This window comes from Actinomadura rugatobispora (genome assembly GCF_042656285.1).
GTDB lineage: Bacteria > Actinomycetota > Actinomycetes > Streptosporangiales > Streptosporangiaceae > Spirillospora > Spirillospora rugatobispora.
Genome location: NZ_JBHSON010000002.1, coordinates 66150 through 84115, shown reverse-complemented (window position 1 = coordinate 84115; position 17966 = coordinate 66150). Strand labels below are relative to the sequence as shown.

Annotated in this window: 14 protein-coding genes; 11 read left to right on the top strand and 3 right to left on the bottom strand. The window is 75.3% G+C overall.

What is annotated here, in order from left to right:
- Positions 1-18: 18 nt before the first annotated feature.
- Positions 19-1251: a hypothetical protein gene (locus tag ACFPZN_RS01640; RefSeq protein ID WP_378279360.1), complete on the bottom strand. Its 1233-nt coding sequence runs from the start codon at positions 1249-1251 to the stop codon at positions 19-21.
- Between the two features lie 142 nt (positions 1252-1393).
- Here ACFPZN_RS01640 and ACFPZN_RS01635 point away from each other — a divergent pair, with 142 nt between their 5' ends.
- The 11 genes from ACFPZN_RS01635 (at position 1394) to ACFPZN_RS01585 (ending at position 14507) form a co-directional block, all read left to right on the top strand.
- Entirely contained in the window at positions 1394-2374 is a 981-nt protein-coding gene (locus ACFPZN_RS01635; protein ID WP_378279358.1) for an ABC transporter substrate-binding protein, read from the top strand.
- Complete coding sequence (locus ACFPZN_RS01630) at positions 2371-3381, top strand: FecCD family ABC transporter permease (RefSeq protein ID WP_378279356.1); 1011 nt, start codon at positions 2371-2373, stop codon at positions 3379-3381. The genes ACFPZN_RS01635 and ACFPZN_RS01630 overlap by 4 nt, the downstream gene beginning before the upstream one ends.
- Positions 3378-4454 carry a FecCD family ABC transporter permease gene (locus ACFPZN_RS01625; RefSeq protein WP_378279354.1) on the top strand — a complete coding sequence of 359 codons (1077 nt, stop codon included), beginning with the start codon at positions 3378-3380 and terminating at the stop codon, positions 4452-4454. Before ACFPZN_RS01630 ends, ACFPZN_RS01625 begins: the two co-directional genes overlap by 4 nt.
- A 60-nt stretch (positions 4455-4514) precedes the next feature.
- Positions 4515-5375, top strand: a complete 861-nt coding sequence (locus ACFPZN_RS01620; RefSeq protein ID WP_378279352.1) for an ABC transporter ATP-binding protein — start codon at positions 4515-4517, stop codon at positions 5373-5375.
- A 76-nt stretch (positions 5376-5451) separates the two neighbouring features.
- The gene (amiA, locus tag ACFPZN_RS01615; protein ID WP_378279350.1) at positions 5452-5568 is read left to right on the top strand and encodes a streptamidine family RiPP; all 117 of its coding nucleotides are present in this window, start codon (positions 5452-5454) and stop codon (positions 5566-5568) included.
- 114 nt (positions 5569-5682) lie between these two features.
- Positions 5683-6588, top strand: a complete 906-nt coding sequence (locus ACFPZN_RS01610) for a hypothetical protein (RefSeq protein WP_378279348.1) — start codon at positions 5683-5685, stop codon at positions 6586-6588.
- Entirely contained in the window at positions 6585-8144 is a 1560-nt protein-coding gene (locus tag ACFPZN_RS01605) for a CocE/NonD family hydrolase (protein ID WP_378279347.1), read from the top strand. The genes ACFPZN_RS01610 and ACFPZN_RS01605 overlap by 4 nt, the downstream gene beginning before the upstream one ends.
- Entirely contained in the window at positions 8141-9568 is a 1428-nt protein-coding gene (locus tag ACFPZN_RS01600) for a YcaO-like family protein (RefSeq protein WP_378279345.1), read from the top strand. The genes ACFPZN_RS01605 and ACFPZN_RS01600 overlap by 4 nt, the downstream gene beginning before the upstream one ends.
- A gap of 15 nt (positions 9569-9583) precedes the next feature.
- Complete coding sequence (locus ACFPZN_RS01595; protein ID WP_378279343.1) at positions 9584-11032, top strand: nitroreductase family protein; 1449 nt, start codon at positions 9584-9586, stop codon at positions 11030-11032.
- Positions 11029-12750 carry an ABC transporter ATP-binding protein/permease gene (locus tag ACFPZN_RS01590; RefSeq protein ID WP_378279342.1) on the top strand — a complete coding sequence of 574 codons (1722 nt, stop codon included), beginning with the start codon at positions 11029-11031 and terminating at the stop codon, positions 12748-12750. The genes ACFPZN_RS01595 and ACFPZN_RS01590 overlap by 4 nt, the downstream gene beginning before the upstream one ends.
- 17 nt (positions 12751-12767) lie before the next feature.
- A complete protein-coding gene (locus ACFPZN_RS01585) occupies positions 12768-14507 on the top strand; it encodes an ABC transporter ATP-binding protein (protein ID WP_378279340.1) in 1740 nt (579 codons plus the stop codon).
- An 18-nt stretch (positions 14508-14525) separates the two neighbouring features.
- On the opposite strand, the gene ACFPZN_RS01580 is transcribed toward ACFPZN_RS01585, so the two are convergent.
- Both ACFPZN_RS01580 and ACFPZN_RS01575 read right to left on the bottom strand, forming a co-directional pair.
- On the bottom strand, positions 14526-15941 hold the full coding sequence (locus tag ACFPZN_RS01580; RefSeq protein ID WP_378279338.1) for a tetratricopeptide repeat protein: 1416 nt from the start codon (positions 15939-15941) through the stop codon (positions 14526-14528).
- 84 nt (positions 15942-16025) lie between these two features.
- A complete protein-coding gene (locus ACFPZN_RS01575) occupies positions 16026-17966 on the bottom strand; it encodes an arabinofuranosyltransferase (RefSeq protein ID WP_378279337.1) in 1941 nt (646 codons plus the stop codon).

The following is a 17966-nucleotide window of genomic DNA, read 5'->3' as shown; positions in this document are numbered from 1 at the left end:
TATATAGTAGGGATACGTTCAGCGGCCGACGGTGTCCTTCGCCGAGTGGTCGCCGACTGCGACCATGGCCATGTGGCCGCCCTCGTCAAAGGGTGTGGGCAGGTCGAGTGTGCGCAGGTCGGTGCAGGCCTGGGCGTCGATGAGGTGGATCTGCCCATGTCCGCCGCGGGTGACGGCGACGAGGGGGGCGGCGGGTGAGGCGGCGATGGCGCGGCGTTGCACGCCGTCCCAGGGAGTGCCTCCTCGGCGCGGGGCGCCGTCCATCGGCGGAAGCGGGACGCGGGCGAGCACCGCGGGCCGGTCCGCGCCGACCACGATCAACTCGTCCCCGTCGGGGTGAACGCGGGTGAAGACGACGCGGTCGGCGCCGAAGGCGAGCCGGAAGACCAGGCCGGGTCCGAGGGGAACCCGTCCTGTGGTGCCCTCGTCCAGCCGGTGCCACCAGGCGTCGTTGGTCCACTGCGGCCACCGGTCCGGTTCGGCGGGTCCGCCGCGCACGGTGCTCCACAGGGTGCGGTGCGCCGCGTCGAGCCGCAGGTAGTAGCCCCGTCCCCCGCTGCGGTGCGGCGTATCCCAGGGCAAGGGCTCCTCGGGGCGCAGGTCGGAGCCGCGGAGGCGGGCGCGGTGCACGCCGGTGCCGGTGGCGGCGAACACCTGTCCTGTCGCGGGGTCCACGGCGTCTCCGTGCCCGTCGTCGGGGAGGGGAAGCCGCAGGAGCGGCTCTGCCGCCGGGCAGGCCGGGGGCGCTGCCAGCAGTTCGTGCAGGCGGTAGACGTCCAAGGAGCCCGGCATCCGGTGCCGCAGGACGACCAGGGGGTCGGGGCCGGCCAGGAGGGTGACGCCCGGTTCGCCGATGCGGGTCCGCACCCGCACCGAACGGGGACGGACGGGCCGGCCCAGGTCGACGACGGTGAGCAGGTCGCTCCAGGGCTCCCATGAGCGGCCGCAACCGCTGGTCACCGCGACGTAGCGGCCGCTGGGGTCGGCGGCCAGATGCTCGGCGGGGACGGCGACCGGGGCGGTCGCCACCACCGGCGGATCCGCGGTCCCGGCGGCGAAGGGATCGAGGACGACCAGTTCGCCGGCGAGGTCGTCGACGAAGGCGAGCCTGCCTCCGGCCAGGTGCAGGAAACCCGCGTGCTCGGCGAGGTGGCGCCCCTCGAGCCGGGCCAGTGGGCGGCCGGTGGACGGCTCGATGACGTGGACGACGCCGGCGACGTGGTCGGCCGCGACGAGCCGCACAGATGCCACGGATTGCCTCCCGGGAAGAGCTGGTCCGATGTACAGCGACAATGAAAACGATTATCATGCCGGGACGTTGTGCGGATAGGGCTTGCGTCACGCAGGCCGTCCGCCGCGTGCGTGACCGCCCCCTGACGAGAGAGAAACGACCATGCCGCGCACCCTGAGCCGCCTTCTGCGGCCTGCCGTCGCGCTCGCCGCGGCCGGCGCCCTGCTGGCCGGCTGCGGCGGAGCCGCAGACGACCGCACCGGCGCCGGTGCGGGCGACCCGAGCGTGGCGGGCCTGCCGCCCGTCCAGCCGGTCGCCGACGCCGACAGCATCACCGACGTCCGCGGCAAGAGGGTCGCGCCCAGGCGCACCCCCGAGCGCGTGGTCTGCCTGGTCGCCCTCTGCGACGACATGCTGACCGAGCTCGGCCTCGTGCCGGCCGCCACCAACTCCGCGCTGCTCGCCCACCCGCGGTTCCTCGGCAAGCAGCGGGCGGCGCAGGTCCCGGTCGTCCCGGGCGGCTTCATCGCCCCGGAGGTGGAGGCGATCCTGTCCCACAAGCCCGATCTGGTCATCGGGCTGGAGGACACGCACGGCAAGCTCGCCCCCGCGCTGCAGGGCGCCACCACCTTCTGGCCCCTGCAACCAGCCACCTGGCAGGACAGCGTCGCCTACCTGCGCTCGCTGGCCGCGCTCACCCGCCGCGGCGACAGGGCGGTCGCCGCCGAACGGCGGTTGCGCGGCAAGCTGGCCGCCGCTGAGAAGGCCCGGAGCGGCAAGACCGCACTGATCGTGTTCGGCAGTGACGAGAACTTCGGCGTGGCCACGCCGGGCAACGACGTGGCGGCCGGGCTGTTCCCGCGTTTCAGCGACTACCCGTGGAAGAGCCGCGGCGTCGAGGGGACCTACAGCCTGGAGGAGATCCTGGCCAAGGACGTCGACGTGCTGTTCGTGGAGACGATCGCGTTCGGTGCGCCCGGCGCGAAGCTGTCGGAGAAGATGGCCCGCAACGCCCTGTGGTCGCAGATCCCCGCGGTCAAGAACGGCAAGGTGGTCGAGGTCGACCCGGAGGTGTGGGCCAAGGGCCGGGGCACGCGCTCCCTTGAGGTCGTCCTGGACGAGGCGACGGCCGCCCTGCGATGAGCCGGACGGTCGTCCTGGCCGCCGGGTTGCTGGCCGCCGCGGCCCTGTGCGCGCTGTGCCTCGGCACGCCCAACATCGTGCCGTCACGCCTGGTCGCGCTGCTGCCCGGCGGCGCCGCGGACGGGCTGGAGACGGTGGTGGTCCGGGAGGTCCGGCTGCCCCGGCTGCTGCTGGCCCTGGCCGCCGGGGCCTGCCTGGGAGCCGCGGGGCTCGTCATGCAGGAGGCGCTGCGCAACCCGCTGGCCGTCCCGGAGATGCTCGGCGTCTCCTCCGGGGCGGCGCTGGGGGTCGCCGCTCCCCTGGTCCTCGCGCTGACGCTGCCCGGCTGGTCCTACCCGCTGCTCGCCCTGGCGGGGGCCGGGATCGGCGGCGCGGTGACGCTCGTCGCCGCCGGTTTCGGCCGGAGCCCGTCGGCGGTGCTGCTCACCGGGGCGGCGGTGGCGGCCGCGCTGCAGGCCGCGCTGCTGGTGCTGATGGTGATGGCCGACCAGCTCGACCTCCAGGTGATCTTCCGCTATCTGCTGGGCAGCCTCTCCGGCCGCACCTGGGACGCCTGGCACGACGTGTGGCCGTGGCTGCTGGCGGCGGTACCGCTGCTGGTGCTGTGCGCGCCGATGCTGTCGGTGCTGCGGCTGGGCGATGAGGACGCCGGCGCCCTCGGGTTGCGGGTGCGGCACGCCCGGCTGGGCGCGCTGGCCGTCGCCGTGCTGCTCATCGCCCCCGTGGTCGCGGTCTGCGGCCCGATCGCGTGGGTGGGGTTCCTGGCCCCGCACCTGGCGCGGCGGCTGCGCCCGGACGCCGGCGTCCTGCGGTGGCTGCCCTGGACGGTGGCGTGGGGCGCGGTGATCACCGTGTGGGCCGACCAGGCCGCGCGTCTGGTGCTGAAACCGGTGGAGACTCCGGCCGGGGCCTGGACCGCGCTGATCGGCGTGCCCGTGGGGGTGGCGCTGCTGCGCGGCCCGCGCACCGAGCCGCGCCGTGCAGAACCTGGGGGCGATGCCCGATGACGCTCATCGAGCGGCGGGAGTCCTTGACCGCGTCCGGCGTGCTGCGCCCGGCGCGACGGCGGCGCCGGCCACTGCTGGCCTTCGGTGTGCTGCTGCTCGCGGTCCCGCTGGTGTTCATGACCGATCTGGTCGCGGGGCGCGCCCTGACGGTCGGCGAGACCTGGCACGCGTTCACGGGCGGCGCGGCGGACCCGACCGTCCAGCATCTGGTCTGGCGGGTCCGACTGCCCAGGGCGCTGGTCGCGCTCGGCGCCGGTGCGAGCCTGGGCCTGGCGGGGCTGATCCTGCAGGCGGCGCTGCGCAACCCGCTGGCGGCGCCCGAGGTCACCGGAGTCACCCCGGGCGCGGTGCTCGGCGCGGTCGCCGCGACCGGGACGGGCCTGGCCGACTGGGCGTCACCGGCCGCCGTCGTGATCGCCGCGGTGGCCGGTGGATGCGGCGGGGCGGGGCTGCTGTGGCTGCTGACCGGAAGGGCGCGCTCGGATCCGGCCTCGGTCGCGGTGCACGGCGTGCTGGTGTCCGCGGCCCTGGGCGGGCTGACGGCGGTGACCCTGCTGGCGGCACCGGGCGAGATCGGCAGCGTCGTGCAGTGGATGGTCGGCACGACCGAGGCGCGCACGTGGCAGCACTGGAATCTGCTGTGGCCGTGGACCCTGTGCTGGGGCCTGGTCGCCTGCCTGACGGCGGGCCCGCTGATGCTGCTGCGCTGCGGCGACGGGGTCGCCGAGTCGGCGGGGCTGGCTCCGGCGCGGGCACGCGGGTTCGCGCTGTTGTGCGCGGTGGCCCTGACCGCGGGCGCGGTGGCCTCGGTGGGGGCGCTCGGGTTCGTGGGGCTGGTCGTGCCGCACGCGGCGCTCGCCCTGTTCGGGGCCGACCTGCGGGTCGCGCTTCCGGGGGCGGTGCTGGCCGGTGGGATCGCCGTGTGCGGGGCCGACGCCGTCGCCCAGCTGGTCTCGCGAGCGGTCACCGCCTGGGGGGCCGAGCATCTCAGCGTTCCGGTCGGCGCGGTGACCACCTGCGTCGGCGCGGCGGTACTGCTGGTGATCGCCCGCCGGCACGCCGTCGAGCCGTGACCCGGCGCCCGAACATCCCCCCGGCGAACAAGGCTCCCCAGGTGAGCAAGGAGTGAGATCGTGTCCGAACTGATCGGCGCCCCCGGCACCACGGCGGCGGCGCCCGAGGCGGCCGAGGGGCGGACCGGCTCCGGGGCCGCCATGCTGCACATCGATCGGGTGCGGTTCGGCTACCCCGGACGGCGCGTGCTCGACGAGGTGAGCCTGCGGGTGCGCCCCGGCGAACTGGTCGCCCTGGTCGGCCTGAACGGGTGCGGCAAGAGCACCCTGCTGCGCCTTGCGGCGGGCGTGCTGCGCCCGGAATCCGGACGCGTGCTGGTGGACGGCGCCGACATGACCCGGGTCTCCCGCCGCGACGCCGCCCGCAGGGTCGCCCTGCTGCACCAGTCCGCGCCCGCCGTGCCGGGCCTGACGGTACGCCAGATGGTCCGCCAGGGACGCTATGCCGCGCGAGGCCCGCTGGGCATGCTGCGCGTCGGTGACGACGCCGTGACCGTCCGGGCGATGCGCGACGTCGGAGTGGAGGGGTGGGCGGACCGGCCGGTGGAGGCCCTGTCGGGCGGAGAACGCCAGCGGGTTCGCCTCGCCTTGGCACTGGCCCAGGACACACCCGTGCTCCTGCTGGACGAGCCGACCACCTACCTCGACCTGCGGCACCAGCTGGAGGTGCTGCAACTGGCGGCCAGGCTGCGCGAGGAACGGCGGCTGACCGTGCTGATGGTGCTGCACGACCTGGGCCTGGCCGCGCGCTTCGCCGAACGGCTGGTGGCGCTGCGGGACGGGCGCGTGGCCGCGCAGGGCCCGCCGGAGCGCGTGGTGACACCCGAGCTGCTGCGGGAGGTGTTCGGCGTCGAGGGGAGGGTCGGCCGGGATCCCGAACACGGATGGCCCATCTGTTATCCCGACAAACCCACCTATTGATATTGATAACCGTTTTCATTATTGTTCATTCTGGCGCCCACCCGGGGTGCCGCTCCCCGACTCCTTGGAGGAACGTATGGAGCAGCAGCAGCCGGTCTTCACCCCGATCGCCGAGCAGGCCCAGCTCGCGCACCTGTCCGCCACCCACTCCAACGCCCTCGTCGAGAACCCCTTCGACGACGACCAGGAGTAGGCGGCGCAGGCGGGCCCGTCCGGAGCCGCTCCGGACGGGCCCGTCCCCGTCCCGGCCGCCCGGCCCGCACGAGGCTCATGAGGACACGAGGACACGAGGACACGAGGAGGAGACTTGCCGCGGCCCCGACTCGCCCCCGGCGTCGACATCGTCGCCGCGCACGGGCATCCCTTGGCTGTGCGCACACCCGACGGCGAATTCCTGCGCCTCAACACCTCCCCCGAGGCCGCCGCCAGGCTGCTGGAGCTGCTCGGCACCCCGGTCAACGACGAGGTCCCGTCCAACGGTGACGGCCCCCAACGCGCTCGGCCAGAGGAGAGCGAGGAGGTGCAGCGGCTGCTGGACGCCTTCGCCGAGGCCGGGTACCTCGACGCGCCTCCCTCCTGGCCGTCGCACCGCTCCGACGTGCTGGTGCTCGGCGACGAGCGGCTGACCTCGCCGCTGGTCGATTTCCTGTCCTCCGCGGGCGCGTGCCCCCGTCCCGCGACACCGCAGGAGGTCGCGGCGCTCGCCGGCACACCGGCACCCGGCGGACAGCGCTCCCGGAGGCGGGAGCGCGGGCCCGCGGCGGTGGTGTGGTGCCTGGATCGTCCCGTCCCCCCAGGTTTGTGGGAGGAGGCCGACCGGCTGCCCGAGCGGGGAATCGCCTGGGCCCGCTGCCATCGCGAAGGCCGGCAGGTCTGGATCGAACCGATCGCCGCCGCCCCGGGCGACGTGCTCTCCGCCCACGTGGCCGCGCGCCGCCTCGCCGCCACCCCGGCCCATCACGAACTGGCCGCCTACTGGGCCGGAGCCGCCGCGAACGGCGGGCACCCGGTGACCGGGCCCGCGCAGGCGGCGGCCATCGCCGCGCTGCTGGCCGCCGACCTGGCCGCGTGGGCCCACGGCAGCACGCCGAGGGAGGGCCGCACGCCCCCTCGCCGCCGCCTGCGCAGGCTCGACCTGCGAGATCTGACGACCACCGAGCACTGCGTCCTGCCCGTCCCGCGGGTCGCCCCGATCAGCGGACGCCGCGCATGACCCGGTGCCACGACATGCACGTCACCACCGACGACGGCACGACGCTGGCCGCCGACCTCTGCCTGCCCGAGGGACCGGGGCCGTTTCCCTGCGTCCTGATCCGCACTCCCTACGGCCGCGGTTCGCACCTCGCGGAGCTGCGCGCCTGGGCACGCCGGGGTTTCGCCGCCGTGGCCCAGGACGTGCGCGGACGGCACGGCTCCAGCGGACCGTGGCACCCCTATCTCCACGAAGCCGACGACGGCGCGGCGACCGTGCGGGTGCTGCGCCGCCAGCGGTGGAGCGACGGCGTGATCGTGGCCTGCGGGTCCTCCTATGCGGCGCACTGCGCCCTGGTCATCGCGCTGCACGCCGATCCGGACGTCCGCCCCCATGCGGTCATCGCCGCCGTGCCGGCGCTGGGCCTGGCCGAGACCGCACGCGAGTCGAGCGGAGTGGAACGGCTGCTCGCGCGCGCGGGCTGGTGGGCCGCACACGGCGACCGGTGTGACAGCGACCCCTCCGCGCTGGAGCGGGCCATGACCGCCGATCCCGCCCTTCTCGACCACCTGCCGCTGCTGGACCTGCCCCGGCGACTCGGACGACCGCTGCCCTCATGGGAACGGCTCTGGTCCGCCGAACGCTCAGGCGACGCCGCCGGAACGCTCGGGACCGGCACCGGTTCGGACGGTCACAGGCTGCGCGCCGAAACGGGAACGGTCCCCCTGCTCGCCGTAGGCGGAAGTTACGACCCCTTCATCACCGACGTCATGGCGCTGTGGCGGGCATGGGGGCGCCAAGGCTCGGGAGCCGCCCGGTTGCTGATCGGCCCTTGGGGCCACGCGCTCACCGCGTCCCCCGGTCCGGGGGCCGGTGCGGGCCACCGGCTCGCGCTGGGACCGCTGTACGTCAGGTTCGCGCGGGCAGCACTGGGCGGGTCGCTCAAGGGACGGCGCGGCGCGGTGGGCCTGGCGGGCACCGGCCGCTGGCTGGCCGCCCACGAACTGGATCGTCCGCCACGGCACGTGGGCATGGATCTGCGGGTGGTCCGGGGCGAGGAGTTCGTCGCGGACCCGGAACATCCGGTGCGGTCGGACCGTCTCGACGTGCCCGCGAGCGGACGGCCTGACCGGTTCCTGGCCGTCGGCGAGCCCCTCCCCGACGCCCTCGACCTGGCCGGGGACGGCGAAGCCCGGATCCTGGCCACCGCGGACACGCCCACCGCCGACTGGGCCGCTCGCCTGATCGCCCTCACCCCGCGCGGCACCGCCGAGCCCCTGGCCGCCGGCATCGTACGCAGCCGGGCACCGGCCGGGTCGCCCAGCCGGATCAGCATCCCGCTGGGTCCGCTGTTCCGCCGCCTGCCCGCGGGCGCCCGGCTGCGACTGGAGATAGCGGGACACCATTTCCCCGCCCACGCCCGCAATCCGCACACCGGGCACGACCCGGTACGCGCCACCGACCTGCGGCCTTCCCTGCGCACCGTCGTACCGGCGCAGAGCCGCCTGCTGCTGCCCGCCCTCGTCCCGGACGCCACGGCCCTCCCCATCAACCCCGCCGAGGAGATCACCCGATGACCGCCCGCACCGAGACCGCCGCCGAGACCGCCGATGCCCCCGCCGACGCGCCCGCGTCCTCGCTCCCGGTGGAGGCTCTGGTCGACCCGGTGTGCGGGCTGGTCCGGTCGGTGGCGCCGGTGGAGCACCCTGCCGGAACCCCGGCCCGCTATGTGGCGATGACCGCTGAGGTCAGCGATGCCCGCCGGTTCGGCGCCTGGCCCGCCGATCGGGTCGCCCTGGGCACCACCTTCGACGACCCCGGCGGAGCCCGTGTGGCGGCCATCGCCGAAGCGGTGGAGCGCTACTGCGGCAACCGCCTGCCGCCACCCGGCGAACCGGGCGCACCGCTGCGCGCCACCGCCGCCGACCTCGCCGGTCGGAACCATCTCACCCCCGCCGAACTCCCCGACTACGCCCCATGGCAGTACGACCGGCCGCGCTTCCCCTACCGGCGGTTCACCGACACCACCGAGGCCCTGTGGGCACTGGGCACCGAGCACCTGCCCGGCGGCGGTGAGCGCGACTGCCTGGCCCCGGTGGCACTGACCCATCTCAACTGGCGGCAGGGCGACCTGAGGTCGCTGCCACGCACCCACCACCTCAACTACGCGGGCATCGCGACCGGAGCCGGCCTCGACGACGCCGTCGAACGCGCGCTGCTTGAGGTCGTCGAGCGCGACGCCCTCGAGGTGTGGTGGCACCTGGACGGTCCGACGCGCGGCATCCACCTGGACAGCGTCCCCGGACTGCCGGCCGACCTCGCCGGGTCGCCGCTGCGGACCTGGGTGGTGGAGATGCCCAACGAGTTCGCCCCGGCCATGGCCGCTCTGGTGCACGACGCCGATCGCGGGCTGTACGCGGCCGGGTTCGCCTGCCGGTACGACCCCGCCGAGGCCGCCCGCAAAGCCGTCCTGGAGGCCGTGCACACCTGGGTGTTCACCCAGGGCCTCACCGACCCCGGCGGATGGGTGTTCCAGGCGATCGACGCCGGAATGCTCGCCAAGGGCCTCTACCTGGAGCACCGGCCGGACCGCCGCTACCTCGACGACGCGGGGGAGCACTTCGGCCGCGTCCGGGACCTGGGTGCCCACGTGCAGGTATGGCTGGACGATCGCATGGCGCCCTTGGCTCGGCGATTCACCCACCCCGCCGAGTCCGTGCCGGTCGACCTGGTCGCGCCCGGCTCGCCCGAACGTCTGCGAGAACGGCTCGCCCGCGGCGGGCACCGCGTGGTCACCTTCGACCTCACCACGCCCGACGTGGCCGAGACGCCGCTGCGGGTGGCCCGTGTCCTGGTCACCGGTCTGGTGCCCAACGCCCCCGCCGCCTTCGCCTACTGCGGGTGCCCGCGCTTCGGGCAGGCGGCGCTGGCCCGCGGATGGCGCACCACCGCCCCTGCCTCACCCGGCGAGTTCACCCTCGCCCCTCCCCCGCATATGTAGAGGTGCGACACGAGCATGACCGTCACCCCCACCTCCGACCGGCTCGCCGCCGACGCGCTCGCCGAGGCCCGTTCCACCCGGCCGGTCGCCCCCGACACCTCCGCCGGACCGGCCGGGCAACGCTGGACAGGCGACCCGGCCGGCCTCGCGTCGGGCGCGCACCCCGGGGCGGGCCCGCTCGACCTGGATCCGCTGCTGGCCTACTCCCTCAAAGCCGGGCCGATCACTCGCGGCGCCCTCGACCGGGACGAGCATGATGCCGGTGGCCCCGCTCCCGGAGCGCTCTCGACGCGGCTGCGGCCCGTGGCCTCCGCCGGCGGGCTGCACCCGGTCAACGCCCATCTCCTGGTCGGGCCGGGATGCTCGCTGCCGCCGGGACGCTACGCCTACGACCCGCTGGAGCACCGGGCTCACCGCCGCGGCCCCGCACCGCTGGGCGCTCCCGGCGGCACGGTCGTCGTGTTCACCGTCACCGCCCAGCGCACCGCATCCCACTACGGCCACCGTGCCTGGCCGCTGCTGCTCCTGGACACCGGACACGCCGTGGCCGCCTTGGCGATGGCCGCGCTCGCCCACGGCCACCGTGCCCGCCTGACCCTGGACGCGGACGCATCGACACTGGCCGGCGCCGCCGGGCTGCCCCCACCCGACCGGTGGCACACCGAGTGGCCCGGCACCACACCGGAGCACCCGCTGGCCGCCGTCCAAATCACCGTTCGGGCCCAGGGCCATGGCCCCGGCCTCACCGCCCCGTGCCCGCTCACCGCCTGGACCGACGAGCCGCCGGCAGCGCCTCCGGCTCCCGGCCCGGCACCCGGCCCTGCCGGGCGGCACGCCGGAGCGGTCCTGGCCGCCCTCACCCGTGACACGGCCGCCGCCACCTGGCAGCCGGCGGAGTCCCCGATCACGGGTGAGGACTCGTTTCCCGCGAGGGCCATCGCCGACCGCCGCAGCGCGCCACCGCCCCTGGACGGCGAGCCGGATCCGGGCGACCTCGCCACCGTGCTGACCGCAGCCGTCAAAGCCGGTTCCCTCGTCCCCTCCCCAAGCGGCTTGTCCTGGTGCGCCGCCGTCGGCGGGCGTTCCCCGGGCTTGGTGACCGCCGACCCGGCGCGGCCCGGGACGCCGCGTCCCGTCGCCGGTGGAGAAGCACGGCCGACCCTGGCGGTGTGGGCGGCCGCGCAGGGCTGGATCGCCGAGGCGGGAGCCGTTCTGCTGGCCGACGGCATCCCGGACTCGGCTCCACCCGGGCGGATACGCACCGAACACTTGGCCGCGGGCTACGCCGTGGCCTGCGCGGAACTCACCGCGACCGCGCTCGGCCTGCGCACCCGCCCCGTGGGCTCCTGGCAGGGCGCCGACCTGGGAGCCGCGCTCGGCGGGCCCGCCCGGCAACGGTGGCTCGTCCACGGCCTCGCGCTGGCCTCCGCCTCCCCACCTTCTCTCCGGAGTGACCGCCGATGATGCTGCACCCCGAGTTGCTGCGCGCCACCCGTACCGCGCCGGGGCCGCTGCTGCGCGCCACGGCGTTGCTCACCGCGGTCACGGCCGGCCATGTCGCCCAGGCGGCGCTGCTGGCCGTCACGCTGGCCGACATCGCCGCCGGCCGCACCGGCCGGCTGCCCGCCCTGCTCGGCGCGGTGGCCGCCGTACTGCTCCTGCGCGCCTTCCTCACCTGGCGGCAGCGACTGGCCGCCGCCGAAGCCGGGGCGCGGATCCGGTCGGCGCTGCGTGACGAACTGCTGGTCCAGCTCGGCCATCTCGGCCCGGCCCACAGCACCGCCGCCCGGGCCGGGGCCCTGCGCGCGACCGTCGTCGACGGCGTGGAGGGCGTCAACACCTACCTGTCGCGCTACCTCCCTCAGTTCGCCGTCGTGTGCCTGGTCACCCCCGCGCTCCTGGTGTGGATCGCCACCCTCGATCCGTGGGCGGCGGTCGCCCTGTCCGCGGCCGTCGCCGCGGCCCTGCTCCTCCCCCGCCTCTGGGACCGGGCGCTGGCCGAGCGCGGCAAGGACCACTGGGACAGCTACGAGGACCTGGCCGCCGACTACCTGGAATCGCTCCAGCACATGGCCACCCTGCGCGCGACCGGCGCCGCCGGGCGCAGGCGCCGGGTCCTGGAGGACCGCTCGCGACGGCTGCACCGCGCCATCGTCGCCAAGCTGCGCGTCTCGCTGGTCGACACCGCCCTCACCGACCTCGCCATCCAGGCGGGCACCCTCGCCGCGGTCCTGCTGGCCTGCGCGTCCGCCGCCACCGGCCATGCGACCGGGGCCGTGTCCTACCTGCTGCTGATGCTCGCCTCCGAGTGCTTCCGGCCGCTGCGGGACCTGTCCAGGGAATGGCACGCCGGCTACGTGGGCCTGTCGGCCGCCGACAGCATCGCCGCGCTGCGCACCGCCCGGCCCGCCGTGCCCGACACCGGCACGCTCGCACCCGTCCGGCCCTCGGCGCCCGCCCTGTCGTTCACCGGCATCCGCTTCGCCTACCCGGGCACCGACCGCCCCGCCCTCGACGGCGTCGACGTCCACTGCCCGGCCGGACGCACCACCGCGCTGGTCGGCCCGTCGGGGGCAGGCAAGTCCACGCTGCTGGCGCTGCTGCAACGCCACCACGACCCCGACGCCGGCGCGGTGCTGCTCGACGGCGTCGACGTCCGTGAGCTGTCCCTGGCCGCGCTGCGCCGCACGGTCGCCGTGGTCTCCCAGGACACCTACCTGTTCGCCGCCTCGATCGCCGACAACCTGCGCCTGGCCGACCCCGGCGCCTCCGCCGACAGGCTCGTCGCCGCCTGCCGCGACGCGGGCGTCCACGACGAGATCACCGCGCTCCCCGACGGGTATGCGACCGTCCTCGGCGAACGCGGCGCCACTCTGTCCGGCGGCCAGCGGCAACGCCTGGCGCTGGCCCGCGCTCTCCTGTGCGACGCCCCCGTCCTGGTACTGGACGAGGCCACCAGCGCCGTGGACGAGCAACGCGAACACCGCATCACGCTGGCGCTGCGCCGCGCCGCGCACGGCCGGACCTGCCTCATCATCGCCCACCGCCTGGCCGCCGTCAGGCACGCCGACCAGATCGTCGTCCTGGACGGCGGCCGCGTCGACGCCGTCGGCGACCCCGCGGCCCTGGCCGGCGACGGCGGCGTCTACGCCGCGCTGGCCACCGCGGACCTGCGCGACTGATCCACCCGAGGACTGCCATGAACCCCCAACCGCCCGCCCGGCGCGTCCTGCGCGGCCTGCTCCCCGCGCTGCGGCCGCACCGCCGGATGGTCGCCCGCACGATCCTCGCCTGCCTGATCGACCAGGCCGCCCTCGTGGTCCTGATCACCTGGCTGGCCCACACCGTCGGACGCGCCGTGATCGACGGCGCCGCGCCCGGTCCCGGCACCGCCTGCGCGCTGGCCGGGCTGGTCCTGCTGCGGGCCGTCGCGACCTGGCGGCAGATGGACCTCTCGCACGACCTGGCCTACCGCGTCCTGGCCGAACTGCGGGTGCGCATCTACGACGGCCTGGCCCGCAGCGCGCCCGCCCGCGTCGCCGGACGGCGCAGCGGCGACCTGGCGGCGACCGCGATGAACGACATCGAGGCGCTGGAGTTCTTCTACGCCCACACCACCGCCCAGCTCCTGGCCACCGGCATGGTCTTCACCGCGGGCACGGCCGTCCTGGGCGTACTGCACCCGTGGCTGGCGGCCGCCGTCCTTGCCGTGGCCATCGCCCTGGCCGCGCATCCACTGCTGGGAGACCGGGGCCGCAACGTTCGCGGGGAGCGCGTCCGAAGCGCCACGGCCCGCTTGTCCGCCGACGCCGTCGACACCACCGACGGCATCCGCGAACTCCTCGCCCACAACGCCCTGGACCAGCGCCGCCGCCAACTCGCCCACGCCGCACGCCGCCTCGCCCAGGCCCAGCGCGCCGAGGCCCGCCACGACGGCGCCTTCACCGCCGTCCAGGACATCCTGGTCGTGCTGGCCCTGATCGCCGTCGTCGCCGTCGTCGCCACCGCGGACGGCCGTCCGCACGGCGCCTGGGCCCCCGCCACGCTGGCCCTGGCGATCTCCATCCTGGCCCCCGTGGCCGCCGGGGCCGACGCGCTCCGCCAAGCCGGGGCCCTGCGTGCCGCCGCCGCGCGGGTCACGGCGGCGATCGGCGCACCGCCGACCGCGTCACCCCCGGCCCGCCCCGTCCCACTGCCCCGAGGCCCGCTCGGCGTCCGGCTGCGCGACGTCCACTTCTCCTACGGCACCGATCCCGTGCTGCGCGGCCTCGATCTCACCGTCCCTCCAGAACGCACCATCGCCCTCGTCGGAGCCTCGGGAGCGGGCAAGACCACCCTCGCCCATCTCCTCGCCCGCTTCTGGGACCCCTCCAGCGGCGCCGTGGAACTCATCACCGCCGACCGCACCGTCGACATACGTGACCTCACCGACGCCGACCTGCGCTCCGCGATCGCCCTGGTCGGCCAGGACGCCTCGCTCTTCCACGGCACGCTCAGAGACAACCTGCGCCTGGCCGCGCCCCATGCCGATGACGACGACCTGGAGCGGGTCATCAAGGGATGCGGCGTGGATCGCATCGCGGCCGCCCTGCCCGACGGCCTGGACAGCATCGTCGGAGAACGCGGCGCTACCCTCTCCGGAGGCCAGCGCGCCCGCGTCGCGCTCGCCCGCGCCCTGCTGACCGACCCCAGGATCCTGATCCTCGACGAAGCGACCGCGCACATCGACAATGTCGGCGACGCCGAACTCGCCCGTCTCCTCGCCGGGCGCGGCACCACCACGATCGTCATCGCCCACCGCCCGGCCACCATCCGCCGCGCCCGCCACATCGCCGTCCTCCACGACGGCCACGTCACCGAACAAGGCACCTGGGACACCCTCGCCTCGTCCGACAGCGCCCTCTCTCGCCTCCTGGCCGGCCACACCAGGCCGACATGACGCTCGCACGCTCATCGTTCACCGGTCGTGGCCGGGGACGGAGGTTCTCAGGCCGTCCGCGCGGGTCCGGGCCGCGGCGGCCGCGGCGCGGTCGCCCAGGGCCTCGGTCACCTCGGCGTGCTTGAGCCAGTTGAAGGGGCTGGTGGGCCGGAGGTTGAGGCGTTCGCTGACCAGGACGCGCGCCAGGTCGGCGTGTCCCGATCTGATCGCCGATTCCAGCAGCGTGCGCTGGACGACGTCGCGCTGGGCGTGGCTGCCTCCGAACTCGTTGACGTGATGCCTGACCGGGTAGAGGAGGTCCACGACCTCCTCGTGCTCTCCGCGCACGTACCGCACGAAGGCGCGGCAGACGGGCAGGCCGACGCGGGCGGTCATGGCCTGGTTGGTGACACCGGGGCGGTCCTCGGCCAGGTAGGACTCGCGGTCGGCGATCAGCCGCTCGGCCTCGGCGACGCGGCCGGAGGCGGCGAACGCCATCACGGCGTGCATGTCGTTGAACGCGTAGAACGCCTCCCCGGCCTTGGGCGCCCAGGCGTCGGCCAGTGCCGCCCAGCGCTCCGCCTGGTCGTCGCCCTCCAGAAGGAGCCGCCAGAGGAGGGCTGCCGCGTCGAGCATCTCCAGCGCGGTGCCGGTTCTGTCGGGGCCTTGTAGAACGGTGTCGTAGATGTGGAGGGCGCGGGCGGTGTCCCCGGCCTCCAGCGCGTAGAGGCCGTAGTGCCACCAGTTGTGGACGTTGAAGAACGTGCCGGTCGACCAGTCGTCCAGCCGGTCGTCGAGGTAGCGGATGCCGTGCTGGAAGCGTCCCTGCATCTCGTAGGTGTGGACGACCGCGTGGATGCCCCAGACGTCCCGGGGATCGAGTTCGACCGCCCGCAGCCCGACCTCCTCGGACCGGTCGTAGTGCCCGGCCTCCTCCAGGCCGAACGCGTACATGCCCAGGACGTTGCCGAAGTGCCGGTCGTCCTCGTGCCAGGCCGACAGGGCGCCGCCGATCCGGTCGCGCAGGGCGCGGGCGTCTCCGGTGAAGAAGTCGATCTGGTGGCCCGCGGCCAGGGCGAGGGCGTCCCGCGGATACTCCTCGGTGATGCGCCCCAGCAGGGCCCCGCAGGTGGTGAAGTCGCCGTCCAGCAGGGACTCGACCGCCTCCACGTGGGCCCGCTCGCGGGGCGGCAGGCGGGAGGTGTCGAGGTCCGCGCGGAACGGCGCGAAACGCTCGCGCGCGGCGCGGGCGTCGTCGGGTTCGGTGGTCAGCAGGCCCAGGTACGCCGCCAGGACGTGCCCGAGCGGGAAGCCCGGGTCCTCGTCGAGGGCGAGGCGCGCCTCATCGACGACCTCCGCGCGGAAGTGCAGGAGTTCGTGGATCGCGTTGTCGTAGTGCCGGACGGCCGCCGGGCTCGCCGATCCCAGTGCCAGGCCGTGCTCGTCGATCGCCACAGTGCTCCCCGCCCCGTCCGTCGAAGGCCGTCACGTACGGCTCCATCCTCACGCCGATCCTGCCGCACGCGTGCGCCTTCCGTCTCACCGGCCGGGCCGGCGGATCGCCACGACCGTGTTCTCCGGAAGCCCGGGGATGACGGCGAAGGCGGCGGGATCGAACTGGCGGGGCGCGAAGCGGATGTCGCCCCAGGTCCAGCTCCCGCCCTCGGTCCGGAGGACGAAGAGATCGATGCGGCCGAAGGCGGTGCGCGCGGCGGCCCGGGAGAAGGCGGCCGGATCGGTGACGGCCGCGAGCCGGGCGAGGGCGGCTCGGCGCTCGTCCCAGCGGACGAGGCTGCTGGCGGAGGTGCGGTCCGCGGTGGTGTAACCGGGCCAGGGCAGGTACGAGAACAGGCGCTCGTCGTAGGAGAGGGTCCGCGGTGCGGCGCCCGGCCCGAGCACGCTCGCGACCGCGTTCCGGATCGGGGTCACCGGGAACCAGGGCACCTCCGGCCGGGCCGGGGCGTACCGGGGACGCCTCCCGTCCGGCAGCGGCTCGGTGTGCGCGCGTGCCGCGTAGCCGCCCGGTGAGGTGCGGGCGGCGCCGGGATCGGGTTTCCACGCCTGCCAGTAGACGGCGCCGGTCCAGGCAATGAGGACGGCGAGAGCCGTGGCGGCGAACCCGGCGGGCGCGGCGGGGCGGCCGGCCAGCCGCCGGGCCAGCCCCGGCCCCGCCCGCACGATGGTGAGCACGCCGGCGACGATGAGCGCGAGGCCGACCATCCGGGTGGAGTGGTAGAAGAGCCCGGTGTGGCCGGTGACCGCGAAACGGACCATGCCGATGACGCGGTACGCGTACGTGCCGGCGACGAGACACAGCAGCGGCGCGGCCCACCAGGCGGTGCGGCGGTACCAGAGGAGCCCCGCGAGCCCGATCGCCTCGAGCACGCCGGGCGGCGTCATGGCCGTGAAGGGGAACGGGTTCTCGTCGATGGCCGGGGCGCGGTACAGGTCGGCGACGAGCTGGCCGCCGTCGCGGGCCAGCGTCCAGGCGTACGGAACCAGGTACCAGGCGGACACGGCGGCCGCGACCAGCGTCAGCTTCACCAGGTGCAGCAGGCAGGCCCGGCGGTCCTCGGCGGCGCGCCAGGTCAGGGCGGCGAGCGCGACCAGGCCCAGGGACGCCCAGAGGAGGTATCCCTGGTAGGTGAGGACGAGCAGCCCGCCCAGGAGGCCCGCGGGCAGCCAGTGCCAGCGCCCGCGCGGGGGCGTGCCGATCGCCGCCAGGACCCACGGGACGAAGACGAACAGGGCGATGACCTCGTACGCCTTGCGCGGGTCGGCGAACACGGCGAGCCCGGCCGCGGCGACGGCCAGCGCCACCGGTGCCCCGACGAGCCGCCGCCACAGCAGGAAGGACACGAGCACCGCCGCGGAGACCGTCAAAACCTCGGCCTCCCCCAGCAGCCGCCAGGCCGGGACGTCCGCCAGCGCGGCGGTGCGGCCGATCAGCCACGGGTACAGCGGCGGGTACTCGCCGGGAACGTCGGCGACGATGCCGTCCGCGCTGGCCGCCGTCGCGCTGTACCGGGTGGCCAGCGCGGTGAGGCGGCCCATGTCGCCGGCCAGGCCGGCGAACCCGAACGGCGTGCCGTGCAGCATCGTGCGCAGCATGAGCGCCACCCACGCGGCCAGCGCCCCGGCCGCCGCCCCCGCGAGGGGATCGCGCAGCGGCCGCCATCTCCCGCGGGTCAGGGCGCAGGCCGCGAGACCTCCTGCCGCCAGCATTCCCATCAATGCGAGCGGCAGGATCGTTCCCCTGGGCGTGAACGGATCGGCGCGGGCCCATGACGGCAGTGACATGGCCACCGGAAGCAGCACCGCCCAGGAGACGACCGCGGCGACCTCCGGGCGGCGGAACGCCCGGACCGCCCTCGGCGGCGTGCGCCGGGGCCACCGGACCGAAGCACCGTCACCCCGCGCCGCCCCCGGTACCGGTGCCGGCGCCGATCCGCGCACGGGCCTGACCGCGTCGTGCGGCAT

What these genes read in the sequence shown, in the direction of transcription:
- ACFPZN_RS01630 (WP_378279356.1), top strand. Translation starts at nt 2,371, where the DNA reads ATGAGCCGGACGGTCGTCCTGGCCGCCGGGTTGCTGGCCGCCGCGGCC.
- ACFPZN_RS01605 (WP_378279347.1), top strand. Translation starts at nt 6,585, where the DNA reads ATGACCCGGTGCCACGACATGCACGTCACCACCGACGACGGCACGACG.
- amiA (WP_378279350.1), top strand. Translation starts at nt 5,452, where the DNA reads ATGGAGCAGCAGCAGCCGGTCTTCACCCCGATCGCCGAGCAGGCCCAG.
- ACFPZN_RS01625 (WP_378279354.1), top strand. Translation starts at nt 3,378, where the DNA reads ATGACGCTCATCGAGCGGCGGGAGTCCTTGACCGCGTCCGGCGTGCTG.
- ACFPZN_RS01600 (WP_378279345.1), top strand. Translation starts at nt 8,141, where the DNA reads ATGACCGCCCGCACCGAGACCGCCGCCGAGACCGCCGATGCCCCCGCC.
- ACFPZN_RS01635 (WP_378279358.1), top strand. Translation starts at nt 1,394, where the DNA reads ATGCCGCGCACCCTGAGCCGCCTTCTGCGGCCTGCCGTCGCGCTCGCC.
- ACFPZN_RS01590 (WP_378279342.1), top strand. Translation starts at nt 11,029, where the DNA reads ATGATGCTGCACCCCGAGTTGCTGCGCGCCACCCGTACCGCGCCGGGG.
- ACFPZN_RS01575 (WP_378279337.1), bottom strand. Translation starts at nt 17,966, where the DNA reads ATGCCGCACGACGCGGTCAGGCCCGTGCGCGGATCGGCGCCGGCACCG.
- ACFPZN_RS01585 (WP_378279340.1), top strand. Translation starts at nt 12,768, where the DNA reads ATGAACCCCCAACCGCCCGCCCGGCGCGTCCTGCGCGGCCTGCTCCCC.
- ACFPZN_RS01595 (WP_378279343.1), top strand. Translation starts at nt 9,584, where the DNA reads ATGACCGTCACCCCCACCTCCGACCGGCTCGCCGCCGACGCGCTCGCC.